Origin of the sequence: Bradyrhizobium sp. 132, assembly GCF_023074185.1 — a bacterium.
Lineage (GTDB): Bacteria > Pseudomonadota > Alphaproteobacteria > Rhizobiales > Xanthobacteraceae > Bradyrhizobium.
Genome location: NZ_JADPKY010000041.1, coordinates 1 through 12,494 on the forward strand (window position 1 = coordinate 1; position 12,494 = coordinate 12,494).

Annotated in this window: 13 protein-coding genes and 1 tRNA gene; 3 read left to right on the forward strand and 11 right to left on the reverse strand. The window is 63.8% G+C overall.

Annotated elements, in window-relative coordinates:
• Positions 1–165: 165 nt before the first annotated feature.
• Positions 166–951, reverse strand: a complete 786-nt coding sequence (locus IVA74_RS07110) for an SDR family oxidoreductase (RefSeq protein ID WP_247341094.1) — start codon at positions 949–951, stop codon at positions 166–168.
• Between the two features lie 134 nt (positions 952–1,085).
• Here IVA74_RS07110 and IVA74_RS07115 point away from each other — a divergent pair, with 134 nt between their 5' ends.
• Positions 1,086–1,784, forward strand: coding sequence for a histidine phosphatase family protein (locus IVA74_RS07115; protein WP_247341096.1), 699 nt, complete (start codon positions 1,086–1,088; stop codon positions 1,782–1,784).
• Between the two features lie 70 nt (positions 1,785–1,854).
• Entirely contained in the window at positions 1,855–2,622 is a 768-nt protein-coding gene (locus IVA74_RS07120; RefSeq protein WP_247341098.1) for an SDR family oxidoreductase, read from the forward strand.
• 165 nt (positions 2,623–2,787) lie between these two features.
• Here IVA74_RS07120 and IVA74_RS07125 read toward each other — a convergent pair whose 3' ends face one another.
• Positions 2,788–4,023: a serine hydrolase domain-containing protein gene (locus tag IVA74_RS07125; protein ID WP_247341100.1), complete on the reverse strand. Its 1,236-nt coding sequence runs from the start codon at positions 4,021–4,023 to the stop codon at positions 2,788–2,790.
• Positions 4,024–4,186: 163 nt separating this feature from the next.
• Here IVA74_RS07125 and IVA74_RS07130 point away from each other — a divergent pair.
• A tRNA-Trp gene (locus IVA74_RS07130) sits at positions 4,187–4,262 on the forward strand.
• Positions 4,263–4,268: 6 nt separating this feature from the next.
• Here IVA74_RS07130 and IVA74_RS07135 read toward each other — a convergent pair.
• From IVA74_RS07135 to IVA74_RS07175, 9 genes are all read right to left on the reverse strand, one after another.
• Positions 4,269–5,327 carry a Gfo/Idh/MocA family oxidoreductase gene (locus IVA74_RS07135; RefSeq protein WP_247341102.1) on the reverse strand — a complete coding sequence of 353 codons (1,059 nt, stop codon included), beginning with the start codon at positions 5,325–5,327 and terminating at the stop codon, positions 4,269–4,271.
• Positions 5,328–5,330: 3 nt separating this feature from the next.
• Positions 5,331–6,536 (reverse strand): class I SAM-dependent methyltransferase, encoded by a 1,206-nt coding sequence (locus IVA74_RS07140; RefSeq protein ID WP_247341104.1) that lies wholly within the window; start codon positions 6,534–6,536, stop codon positions 5,331–5,333.
• Positions 6,529–7,746: a class I SAM-dependent methyltransferase gene (locus IVA74_RS07145; RefSeq protein WP_247341106.1), complete on the reverse strand. Its 1,218-nt coding sequence runs from the start codon at positions 7,744–7,746 to the stop codon at positions 6,529–6,531. Before IVA74_RS07145 ends, IVA74_RS07140 begins: the two co-directional genes overlap by 8 nt.
• A 69-nt stretch (positions 7,747–7,815) precedes the next feature.
• On the reverse strand, positions 7,816–8,346 hold the full coding sequence (locus IVA74_RS07150) for a WbuC family cupin fold metalloprotein (RefSeq protein WP_247341108.1): 531 nt from the start codon (positions 8,344–8,346) through the stop codon (positions 7,816–7,818).
• A gap of 49 nt (positions 8,347–8,395) precedes the next feature.
• Positions 8,396–9,061: a class I SAM-dependent methyltransferase gene (locus IVA74_RS07155; protein ID WP_247341111.1), complete on the reverse strand. Its 666-nt coding sequence runs from the start codon at positions 9,059–9,061 to the stop codon at positions 8,396–8,398.
• Positions 9,062–9,086: 25 nt separating this feature from the next.
• A complete protein-coding gene (locus IVA74_RS07160) occupies positions 9,087–9,479 on the reverse strand; it encodes an LIC12192 family sporadic carbohydrate cluster protein (protein ID WP_247341113.1) in 393 nt (130 codons plus the stop codon).
• Complete coding sequence (locus IVA74_RS07165; RefSeq protein ID WP_247341115.1) at positions 9,472–10,278, reverse strand: sporadic carbohydrate cluster 2OG-Fe(II) oxygenase; 807 nt, start codon at positions 10,276–10,278, stop codon at positions 9,472–9,474. The genes IVA74_RS07160 and IVA74_RS07165 overlap by 8 nt, the downstream gene beginning before the upstream one ends.
• Positions 10,275–11,393, reverse strand: coding sequence for a DegT/DnrJ/EryC1/StrS family aminotransferase (locus IVA74_RS07170; RefSeq protein WP_247341118.1), 1,119 nt, complete (start codon positions 11,391–11,393; stop codon positions 10,275–10,277). Before IVA74_RS07170 ends, IVA74_RS07165 begins: the two co-directional genes overlap by 4 nt.
• Positions 11,383–12,489, reverse strand: a complete 1,107-nt coding sequence (locus tag IVA74_RS07175; RefSeq protein WP_247341120.1) for a DegT/DnrJ/EryC1/StrS family aminotransferase — start codon at positions 12,487–12,489, stop codon at positions 11,383–11,385. Before IVA74_RS07175 ends, IVA74_RS07170 begins: the two co-directional genes overlap by 11 nt.
• Between the last annotated feature and the right edge of the window lie 5 nt (positions 12,490–12,494).

Consider the following 12,494-nt stretch of genomic DNA (forward strand, 5'->3'; position numbering starts at 1 on the left):
CATTCAACAACGATCTCGTGCCCCGGACGCAGCGCAGCGCCTCTTGGCGGTGCGCTGCAGAGCCGGGGCCCATGCAGCAGCGAGTGCGCGGCCTTCTGGGTCCGGCTCTGCGCAGTAACGCGAAGAGGCGTTGCAGCGCGTCCGGGACACGAGAGTGCGTGCGAGCTAAACCGGCTTCCCCGCATACGGCATCGACGCCGTCAGCCCGCCGTCCACCGGGAACGCCTGGCCGTTGACATACGAGGCCTCGTCGCTGGCCAAAAACAATCCCATCGCGGCGAGCTCGTGCGGCTGGCCGGGGCGCTTGAGCGGATTGAGCTGGCCGATCTTATCGGCGGTGCCGCGCTCCTTGGCGCGGTCGAAGATCGGCTTGGTCATGCCGGTCTCGATCAGGCCCGGGCACACTGCGTTGATGCGCACGCCGGTGCCGGTGAGCGAATAGGCGGTGGTCTGCACCAGGGAGATCACGCCGGCCTTGCTCGCCGCATAGGGATGACCGCTGGCGCCGGCCTTGAGACCGGCGACGGACGCGGTCAGCACGATCGCGCCGGACTGCTGCTTCACCATGTGCGGCATCGCATGCTTCACCGCGAGGAAAGGCCCGATCAGATTGATCCGCAAAACCTCCTGCCATTGCTCGACGGTCTGCTCGCCGAGCGGGACGAGTCCGCCGGAGACGCCGGCATTGGCCCAGATCACGTCGAGCCGGCCGTGCGTCTTCACCGCCTTGTCGATCACGGCCATGACGTCCTTCTCGGAGCCCGCATCCGCCATCATGGCTTCCGCGATGCCGCCGGCCTTCTTCACCTCGTCGACCGTCTCTTTCACCGCTTCGGTGCGATCGACCGCGATCAGCTTGGCGCCTTCCCTGGTGAACAGCAGCGCGGCCGCGCGGCCGATGCCGCTGCCGGCACCGGTGATAATGACGGACTTGCCTTGCAGACGGCCCATGCGGTTTCTCCCTCTGGTTCGCACGCGACGCTTGCCGCGCGACGGAATTTCAAACAAGATTTCAAACGGTAAAGTGTCTTGAGACACGTTCGCTACTGACGTACAGCGACATCAAACGGGATGGAAGGGTTTCGATGGCAGGTGCAGACAAGCCCAATGTGATCACGACACGCTGGTGGTGGGTCCGTCACGCGCCGGTGCGCAATGACGGCGGCAATATCTACGGTCAGTCCGATCTCGCCTGCGACACCAGCGATACCTACGTCTTCAATGCTGTTGCCAAGGTGCTGCCACGCAATGCGGTCTGGTATTCGAGCAATCTGATGCGCACGCATCAAACGGCCGAAGCGATCTGGGCGGCCGGTTTTCCGAGGCCTGCGTCGATGACACGGGAAGCGGACCTCGCCGAGCAAAACCTCGGGCGATGGCAGGGCATGAACCGCGCCCAGTTCATCGCCAGCCGCCCTGTCGGCTCGAGCTGGTTTGCCGATATCAACGAGCCCGCACCCGGCGGCGAGAGTTTTATGGACCTCTACAATCGCGCCCGCCGCACCATCGATCGGATCAATGCCGAGGCTGCGGGGCGTGATGTGATCGCAGTGGCACATGGTGGCACCATCAAAGCGGCACTTGGGCTGGCGCTCGATGGCCAGCTGGAGAAGGCGCTGTCGTTCGACATCGACAATTGCTCGATCACGCGGCTCGACCATTTTGCGAACCCCGAGCGCACGGTGTGGCGGCTGCCGATGGTGAACCAGCAGCCGTGGATCGCGGACGACGCGCATGCGGAGATGCATCAGCCGGCAGGACCGGAAGTCAAGAAACTCGCCTGAGCAATTGTCCGGCCGCGGGACCACGGCGTAAGCTTCAGGCCAATTCAAATCATAACTCTGGGAGAGAAACATGACCTTGTTCGACATGAAGGGAAAAGTCGCCGTCATCACCGGCTCGACGCGCGGTATCGGGCTTGCGATCGCCGAGCGCATGGCTGAGCACGGCGCCAAGGTGGTGATCTCCTCGCGCAAGGCCGACGTTTGCGACCAGGTCGCGAAGTCCATCAACGACAGATTCGGCAAGGGCACAGCAGTCGCGATCGCCGCCAACATCTCCTCGAAGGAAAACCTGCAAAATCTCATCGACGAGAGCAACCGTGCCTTCGGCAAGATCGACGTGCTGGTCTGCAACGCCGCATCGAATCCGTATTACGGTCCGCTCGCCGGCATCTCCGACGATCAGTTCAGGAAGATTCTGGACAACAACATCGTCGCCAACAACTGGCTGATCTCGATGGTGGTGCCGCAGATGATCGAGCGCAAGGACGGCTCGATCATCGTCGTCTCCTCGATCGGCGGGTTGAAAGGCTCGACCATCCTCGGCGCCTACGCGATCTCCAAGGCCGCCGACATGCAGCTCGCGCGCAACCTGGCCTGCGAATACGGCCCGCACAACATCCGCGTGAACTGCATCGCGCCCGGCCTGATCAAGACCGATTTCGCCAAGGCATTGTGGGACAATCCAGAAAATTTGAAGGCTTCGACCGCGCGTTCGCCGCTGCTCCGTATCGGCATCCCCGACGAGATCGCGGGCGCCGCAGTGTTCCTGGGATCGCAGGCCGGCGACTTCATGACCGGCCAGACCATGGTGATCGACGGCGGCGCGACGATCAGTTGAGGGGCTGCTGATTGGCATTGCTCTCGTGTCCCGGACGCGGTGCAGCACGAAGTGCTGCTCCGCAGAGCCGGGACCCAGAATGTCGCGAAGATCGAGATCGCTGAGGCTTGGGCCCCGGCTCTGCGACGCACCGCTACGCGCTGCGTCGCGTCCGGGGCACGAAGTCTAATCCACCGCCGCGTACACCAGATCCCGCACCAGCGTCCGCGTAAAATCGCGCTGTCCCGGGCCCTGGCTCATGAACACGACGAACAGATCCTCCTTCGGATCGATCCAGAAGAACGTCCCCGCAATGCCGCTCCAGAAATACTGGCCGACGCTGCCGGGGAAGGGCGCGATGCCGGCCTCGCGGCGCACGGCGAAGCCGAGGCCGAAGCCGTGGCCGGGCGACAGGAGAGTGCCGTTGGTCACGACGTGAGGTCCGAGATGATCGGACGCCATCAGCTCCAGCGTTTTGCGGCCGATGATCCTGTTGCCGTCGAGGGTGCCGCCGTTGCGCAGCATCAGCGCGAAGCGGGCATAATCCATGGTGGTGGAGACGAGGCCGCCGCCGCCGGACTCCATGATCGGCTGCTCGATCATGTTGAACAGCGCGACCTTGTCGCCGGTCCAGGGATCGGCCGCGAACGGCTCGGCCAGCCGGCCGGCATTGGCTTCGCTGGTTGCAAAGCCGGTCTCGGCCATTTGCAAGGGCGCGAGAATGCGCTCGGCGAGGTATGTGCCGAGCGACTTGCCGCTGACGATTTCGATGATGCGGCCGAGGATGTCGGTGGAGCGGCTGTAGTTGAACTCGTCGCCGGGATGGCAGACCAGCGGCAAGCTCGCCACCAAGGCGGCGTGCTCGGCATTGGTGATCTTGCGGCTGCGCACCCGCGAGTCCTGGTAGAGCTTGTGCACGGGGCCGTCGCCCTGGTGCTCGTAGGTCAGGCCGGAGGTGTGGCGGAGCAGGTCCTGCACCGTCATCGGCCGTTTCGGCGGAACCAGTTCCAGCTTGCCGCCGCTGACCACGCCGACCTTTTGGTCGGCGAACTCAGGGATGAATTTCGCGGCGGGATCGGCAAGCAGCAGATGGCCGTCCTCGACCAGCGCCATAATGCCGACCGACACGATCGGCTTGGTCATCGAGAAGATTCGGAAGATCGAATCATGCGCCATCGGCGCCGCGCCCGTCGGGCTCTGCTTGCCGAGCGCCTCGAACCAGCCGACCTGGCCGTGCCGTGCCACCAGCACGGTGACGCCGGGAATGGTTCCCTTGTCGATCTCGCGCTTGAAAGCGTCCGACATGGCCTGAAGGCGGGGACGTGACAGCCCGAGCGTCTCGGGGCGGGCCTCCGGCAGAGGCGGGGTGTTCGGCGCGGTCGAGGGGCGAGGGGCGGCTGTCGCAGAGGCTGTCGCAGTCATGGGCACTCCCGGTTGCTTATTATTATTCGGGGCCGACTGTGGCCCAGAAGGCGCGGCACAAACAAGCGAAGCCAGCGCGCTTCACCCTTGCAATCCGGCCTTGCAATCCGGCCGCCCCCTGTGCTTCAAAGCGGCCTGATCCGGGCGGCAACGCAGGGTCAGTAGGAGTGTAGCTCAATTGGTAGAGCACCGGTCTCCAAAACCGGGGGTCGCAGGTTCGAGCCCTGCCACTCCTGCCAGCAAAATCAAACACTTAGATCAGATGCTGGCGGGACGGGAACCTGCCGTTTCCAGATGGCCTCCGCGAGGGCGATGTCGACCACGGAATCTTCGCCGGAAGCCAGCGGCGTCCTCTGCTCGACGATATCGGTGACGAATGCATCGGCCTGACGCCGAAACGCCCAACTCTTTTCGCGCGACAATTGCGTGCGTTGTTCTTGCTGATCGAGGATGATCTCCGCCTCCTGCTCGGCAAAGGGCGGGGGCAACTCAATGGTCACTGCGCCCCGCTCGAACGCGATGCTCAGACCCTCACGCCAGCCGCCCTCAGATCCATTTACGAGTTGCAGCGCGCAGGCGACGCCGTCGAAGTCGAGCGTCACGGTCGCCGCGCCCGAGGTCTCGACGGTGCTTTGCGCGACTGCCGGCGACGATCCGAGCACGTAGCGCACGAGATTGATGATATGGCTGAACACGTTCAGAAAATGGTCGTAGCCGGGTCGCATCGCGCCGGGCATCCAGTCCGGGCCATCCTGCCAGAGCTCGAGCCCGTCCGGCCGCGCTTCGCCGGTCATGACGAAGTTGTCCTGCGACCGGCCAGTGTTGCCGCCGAAGCACCAGCCTTTTGCCCCGATAACGCGTCCAAGCGACTGGTCCGCTCGAATGCGCGTCAACTCGGCCAGCGCGCGTGCCACGCCGGCGTCGTGACGCTTCATGTAGCCGATGCTGTAGACGAGGTTTTGCCGCCGCGCCGTCTCGGCCAGTGCAACGGCCTGAGCCGTGGTGTAGGCCATCGGCTTTTCCGACAGCACATGGCGGCCGCTGTTCAACGCATCCAGCACGATCGGACCGGTGGCGCGGCGCTTCGTCACGACGACGACGGCGGACACCTCGCTGTCCGCCAGCAGCTCCCGGTGCGTGCCGTAGACCCGGGCGATGTCGAATTTTTGCGCCGCTGCGGCAGCGAGATCAGGCCGGAGATCGGCGATCGCGACAACGCGGCAGGCGGGATTGGCAGCGAAATTGGCCAGGTGGCACATCTGGCCGACCATGCCCGTTCCGATGATGCCAATGCCCGGCCTCACTTGCTAGGATCCCTCGAAGCGCTTCCGGATGACGAGGAAATGCGCCGGCTGTCCCCAGGTGTTGATGAAGGCCGGGTCTGACTGGGTGAGCGCGGTGACCGCGGACACGTCCCGTCGCCCGATCGCGCCAAAGATACGATGGAAACTGTCGAGCGTCGCGACGACGGCGTCGATGTCGGACGCATCTTCGGCGAGAATTTCTGTCGTCCTTATCGTCTCGCGCAGCGACGCGAGGCTCGCGATCACACGGGGCAGGCTGGCGCCGAAGGGATCCTCGATCATCCCATCGACATCGAGAACCAGTGTCTCGATCGAAGCCGAGATCGCGTCGACCGCTTCGGTCTTGCCGGCCAGATAGAGCTTCCGTCCGCCGAGAAAGCTCAGACGGCTGCGGCCGAGATGGCGCGCCGCGCGCCGCAGCTTCTCGTCATCGGACAGGACCTTCTTGTGCCAGTAGACGTCCAGGCTGTCGCGATAGGCGGGCCACGCCGAATGGATATCGAATCCCTGCTCATGCGCCGCCCTACACAAGACTCCCGCGTCGAGGAAATACCGGCGCCTGACGAAAGGATTTTCGAGCACGTCCATCAGCCAGGATTCGAAGCTGCGTGTGTGCGGAATGCTGTTCCATTTCGCGTCGAACAGCATCTTCGCCGTTTCGAGCACGGGACGGCCCGTCAATACCTTGCCGGCCGCATGAATCGCCTTGAGCGCGAGCTCGAAGAATCCGCCGTAGCGCTCGTAGTAGGAAACGACTGCGTAACCGTCTGGATTGAGCAGCCGGTGAAAGATGCCGAGCCAATTCTCAGTCGGCTGCACCGTGTAGATGAATCCTTCGGCATCGATGATGTCGAAGCGACGATCGCTGCGAAATCCTTCGACATCGGACGATACGAGTTCACGCAGACGTTCCGCTTGGCTGAAATGCGCGAAGTAAGCCTGGATTTTCGCGTGCGCATGCCGGTTCGGCTCGGCGAGCGTCATGTTTGCGCCCCAGCCTGCAAACACCAGCGCGTTCTCGCCGGAATCGGGGCCGAATTCGAGCACGTCGGCGTCTCGGAACAACCGCGGCGGCAGCACCAGCTTGTCCGAAAACAACTCGCGCCGCAGGCCGGCATAGGCTCCGAGTTCGGCGGCGGATTTGAAATTCCCGAACGTCGGCAGGACCTTCTGACGTTCGTAGTAGTTGAAGAGCTTGTCCTCAGCCATGCCGCGACCCTGCGGCCGCCTCGAGGCGATCGAGCTCGTTCCAGATGTCAGAGGGTGCGAAGATCGAAACGATGTGGAGCGGGCGCTTCACGGTTTCGCGCAGCCGGCTGCTGACCCTGTCTTCGTTCTCCTGGTTCACGGCCAGAAGGCAGACGAGCGGATTCGACTTGCCTGCGAGGCCCTCCGGCGACCGGATCGGAATGCCGGTGCCGGGCAGGAACAAGCCCTGGCGTTCCTTCTGGTCGTCGACCGAGAGATCGACGAGATCCGCGAGTTCGTGGGCATTGGTGAATGTACAGGCGCGGCAACCGGCGCCGTAGATGGCGATCTCGGCGCCGTTGGCGCGGGCCTTGGCGAGGATCGGGCGGAACCGCGCGCCATACTCCCTTGCGCGCTGGCCGAACCTCTCGCCGACGCCGGCAGGGGCCGGCGGTGGCGTCACGTCGTGCGCGGCGCGGCGCGCTGCGATCGCGAGGCTGCCGCCGCTGAAATTGTATTTCTTCACCGACACCGCCTCGAAGCCGTGGCGCGCCAGCAGCGCGAGCAGTGTCGGTTCGGTGAAGTAACTGACGTGCTCCTCCCACAGGACCGAGAGGTCGCCCGCCGTCGAGCCGGGTGCGAAATCAGGCACGTCGATGAACAGCAGCCCATCGTCGCTGAGCGCGATCTTCACGCAGTCGAAAAAGTTCTCGAAATCGACGATGTGCTCCAGCACCTGGCGCGAGACGACGAGGTCGAACTTGCCGGCCTCTGTGATCGCGTCGTGACACAACGCCGGGCTGATCATGTCAGCATAGACCTTGATGCCGCGCTCGCGGGCGATCTTGCCTGACACCAGGTTCGGCTCCACGCCCACCAAAACCTTCGCGCCGCGTTCACGCAGCCTGTCCATGAACAGGCCGTCGTTACATCCGATCTCGAACACGGATCGATGGCTCGAGAATTTCGCGATGGTATCGAGCTCGTCGACCTGGTGCGGCTCCGGCTTCCAGCTGCTGAAATTGTAGTTGAACTGCCGGTACAGAATGTCGGGATCAATCGGCTTGACGATCTGGGGCAGGCCGCACTCGCCACACGCCAGCACCTCGAATGGATACCGTTCGTCCTGTTCGTCGCGGCTGTGCCGAAGCCGATGCGCAATCGGCATCTGTCCGAGGTCGATGACCGGGCGCAAATTGGTCGAATGGCAGAGGCGGCAATTATCGGTCACGGGTTTGGCTCTGTGCAGGAAAAGCAAGGAAACATCGGCGCTCCAGGCGATAAGCGACGCAGTTGAAGCCTATATCGCGCTAGAGGTCGTGTCACGATTCTTAAGTTGCCGTGCCGCAGCGAGCGCACCAATCTTCGTGACGTAGTTCTGGACTTCAGCGGCATCGCTGCCATCGGGAGCCCAGTCAGGAAATGCCGTGCGGGAGGGATCGAACGGACCGGCGGTGGTTTCGTGAAACACCAGCCACTCCGAGGTGATCAGGATCGAGTGAAACACCTGCTCGGGCATCCGGTAGTAGCAGCGCTTGCCCTGGCCGTAAGGCGCCATCTTGAGCACGTCGCGAATCCGCCCGTCATCCTCGAAGATCACGACCTGCGCGGTGCCTTCGATGACGTGGAACGACTCCGGTTTGCCAAAATGCTTGTGAGGCCGCACATAGGCCTCGCGATGATGCACGATGAGCATCTCGTGCAGGCCGGACAAGGGATCGGGATGCGTGCACAGTCGGCTGCGCAGACGCGGATTGCCGGCGGCGATGCGCTTCAGCTCGGCGATCGTGGCGTCGTCCGCCGTGACGATGGCGTCGTCCGAATAATACACTTCGGAATTTTGCGCACGCAACGAGGTCGGTGGGCGGAGGCCCGTTGTTTCATTCGAAGAAGATGAACCCATGGTCGCCCCGGTATCCGCATTTGTCGTAGATCCAGGCCCACGTTTCCGGACCGTGGAAACTCAGGCAGGTGAGCTGCCAGTAGAGCAGGTTCGCCTTCTCGCGCTCGTCGCGGAACGATTCCACCATCAGATATTTCGAGGTGCCGCGCCCAACGCGCTCGATCTCGGACACAGCGCGGAAGACGTCCTCGAGCGGAAGATTGTGAAGCACGCCGAGCGACACCACGAGATCGAAGCTGTGGTCGGGATAGGGGAGCGCGACGGCGCTGCCGATCTTCAATTGCGACCGCACCTCCTCCTTGGCGTTGGCGATGCCATAGTCGGAGATGTCGATGCCGGCGATCGTGAGGCCGGGCACGAGCTGGCTGAACTCATGGAGCAAATAGCCCTTGCCGCAGCCGATATCGAGCACGCTCATCCCGGGCTTGATGCCGTAGCGGTCGATCAGGATCTGGGCGAGCGGGCGCCACCGTCCGTCGTAGCGATAACCGCCATAGCCATAGCGGCGGTCGCCGTCCCAATAGTCGTGGCCCCATTGCCGGGCCACGGTGGCGGATTCCGCCTTGTCGTGCTCGACGACCCGCTGAACGTAGTTCCGCTTGGTCGATGCGTGCATCGGCTGGAGTAAGTTGATCTCGGTCATTGTCCCCAACCGGTCCGCGGCATCGTCACAGGATGGTCGCGAATTTGTTGACGAGCAGAATGTCCTCGACGGCCTGGATGGCGTCGCGCGAGGACAGCGTGATCTCCTCGACGGCGGCGTGCAAGTCGCAGCCTTCGCTCAGCACGCGGTCGTAGATCTCCCGCCGCCGCGCCTCGTCGGGCGGCAGCATGAAGATGCTGTAAAGAATCAGGCCACGCAGCCGCGGCAGCTCGTCCAGGATGTCCTCGAGCACCATGTAGCTGCCTTGCATGGTGTGCTCGGCGGCGCTGAGCAGATAATGCAGGTTCTTCCGCCGCGCGTAGTCGCGGATCACGATGTTCTGGACGTGCTGCGGAGTGCGGCTGCCGTTCAGCGGCCGGGCGCCGATATAGCCGCGATGGCCGGCTCGCTCAGCCATGGAAGCCTCCCGGCAGCTTGTACTGCATGCCGACGCGTGTTGCCGGGCGCAGCAGGATCGGTTCGAAGAACTCGCCGAAGCGCTTGTCCGCGTAGGGCGACATGATGCTCTTGAAGCGGCAGTTCATGCTCCAGCGCGTGCCGGGCTCCTCGTTGATGCGATTGCCGTGCATCAGGGTCTGGTTGAACAGCATCACGTGGCCGTAGGGGATCTCGATGAAGGTCGCGTGCGGCTTGATGGTCTTGTACAGCTCCTCGGCGCTGCGCAGGCTGGCCATTCGGTCCTGCATGTCGCCGTTCAGGGACGGCGGCAGCAGATACATCGATTTGGAGCGGTGGACGTCGACCAGCGGCACCCACACCACAACTTCGAACGGCGAGTCGCCCGACCAGACGTCGGAATGGGTGGCGAGCAGCGAGGAATCGTCACCTGGCAGCTGGATGCTGAGATTGACGCGGCGCTGCATGCAGAGCTCGTTGCCGACGATGGTCTCGATCGTCGAGCGCGCCAGGCGGAAATAGGTCGGCCGGAACCAGGGCTCGGCGTTGAGGCCGTTGAAGACGTGCAGCCGCAGGCCGTTGAGATCCTCCACGCTCACCCGGGTGTGGATGGTGTCGAGCATCGCGTAGGGGTCGTTGCCGTGCGGCAGCTTCAGATAGTCCGCCGCAAGCTCGGCGGCGCGCCGCTGGATCCGGTCGAGCCCGGCGCGATCGTCGGCCGGCGTGGTGACGAAGCCATCGTCGATGAAGCGTTGCGCCAGCGCCTGCTCATCGGCCTCGAGGAAAGCCGTGTCCGTCATGCAAAATACTCCCGGGCGGTCGCGCAAACATAGCTGATGTCCGAGGCCGAGAGGAACTGGTTGATGGGAAGCGTGAGGATCTGATCCGCCTGCCGCTCAGTCACCGGGAACGCGCCGCGACCGTGACCCAGATGCGCCGCCGCCTCCTGGAGGTGGATCGGTACCGGATAGTGGATCGCGGTCTCGATACCCTTGTCGGCAAGATATTTCTGGAAATCGTCGCGATGGTCCGTCTGCACGACGAAGGTATGGAAGGTGTTGAACTCGATGTTGCGGCAAACCGGGATGAACAGGGAAAGGCCGGCGAGCTCAGTGCGGTATTGCGCGGCGTTGCGGCGCCGGCGTTCGATCACGGAGGGCAGGTGACGCAGGCGAATGCGAAGCACCTCGGCCTGGACCGTGTCGAGGCGTGACACCATGCCCCACTCCTGGACGTCACTGCGATTGATCAGGCCGTGATTGCGCAGGCGTCGAATTCTCGCGGCCAACTCGGCGTCGGCGGTGACGACGAAGCCGGCGTCGCCCGCGGCATTGAGATTCTTCAGCGGGTGGGCAGAGAAACAGCCGAACGTTCCGATGGTCCCGCTCATCCGCCCGTCATAGGTCGAGCCGATGGCCTGCGCGCTGTCCTCGATCACGGCGAGAGCGTGCTTGGCCGCGATCGTCATCAGCGGGCTCATGTCGGCCATGCGTCCGGTCAGGTGCACCGGCATGATCGCCCTGGTCCGCGGAGTGACGGCGGCCTCGACTGCGGCCGGATCGATGTTCTGGTCCGGCAGTACGTCCGCAAACACCGGCGTGGCGCCGACGGCGACGATCGCGGCAGTCGATGCCACGAACGAATTCGGCGGGGTAATCACCTCGTCGCCGGGACCGATGTCGAGCGCCCTCAAGGACAGGATCAGCGCATCGGTGCCGGAGTTCAGCGTCACCACATGCGGCGAGCCGAGATAGGTGGTGAGCTCCTCTTCGAGCTTCGCAACGGCCGCGCCGCCGATGAAATCGCCACGCTGGAATACGCCCTCGACCGCCTGCATGATCTCGCCGCGCTCTTCCTCGAATTGCGCGGGAAGATTGACGTAACCGATGCGCCGGCGGCCGGTGTCAGCGTCCATGGCAGAATTTCCGGACAATCTCGATGACGCGGTCCTGCTGGGCGTGCGTCAGATGCTGGTCGACGGGGAAGCTGATGACTTCCTGGGCGTGGCGGTCGGTGACCGGGAAGGTGCCCGGCCCGTAGCCGAGATGCTTGAGGCCTTCCTGCTGATACAGCGGGATGGGGTAGTGGATCTTCGCTTCGATGCCGTTGTCCAGGCAGTATTTGTAGAGCTCGTCGCGGCGCTCGGCGAACACCATGTAGAGATGATAGACGTGCTTCACGTTGGGCCGGCGCGGCGGAATGCGCAGGCCGGGCAGGCCGGCGAGGCCCGCGTCATAATAGGCCGCGTTCTCGATCCGGCGGCGTGTGATCTCGCTGGTCTGGCCGATCAGCCAGTTGCCGACCACCGCCTGGAGGGAATCTAGCCGCGAATTGCAGCCGAGGATCGCGATCTCGTCGCGATTCTTCATGCCGTGGTTGCGGATCAGACGAAGCCGCTCGTTCATCCCGTCGTCATTGGTGACGACGACGCCAGCATCGCCCCAGACGTTGAGGTTCTTGAGCGGATGCAGGGAGAAGCCGGCTGCGATACCGTGGGTGCCGGAGCGCTTTCCCGCGAACTCCGACAGAATGCCCTGGCAGGAATCCTCGACGACGGGAATGTTGTGACGTTGGGCGATCGCCATCAGCTTGCCCATGTCGGTGACCTCACCGGTCAACTGAACCGGCATGATCGCCTTGGTCTTCTCCGTGATCGCGGCTTCGACGTAGTCGACGTTCATGCAAAAGGAATCGTCGCAGTCGACCAGCACGGGCGTCGCGCCGGTCTCCGCGATGGCGCCGACGGTGGCGATGAAGGTGTTAGCGGCGGTGATGACCTCGTCGCCATGACCGATGCCGAGCGCCTTGAGCGGCAGCTTGAGCGCGTCGGTGCCCGATCCGACGCCGATGGCGTGACGCACGCCGATCAGCTCGGCAAAGCGCCGCTCGAATTCGGCGACCGGCTTGCCCAGGGTGAAATCACCGGTCGCCACCAATCGGCCGATCTCGGCCAGGATCGGGGCAGGATCGGAGAATTGCTCGAGCAGATAGGAATATCGAACGTCGTGCATGGGGC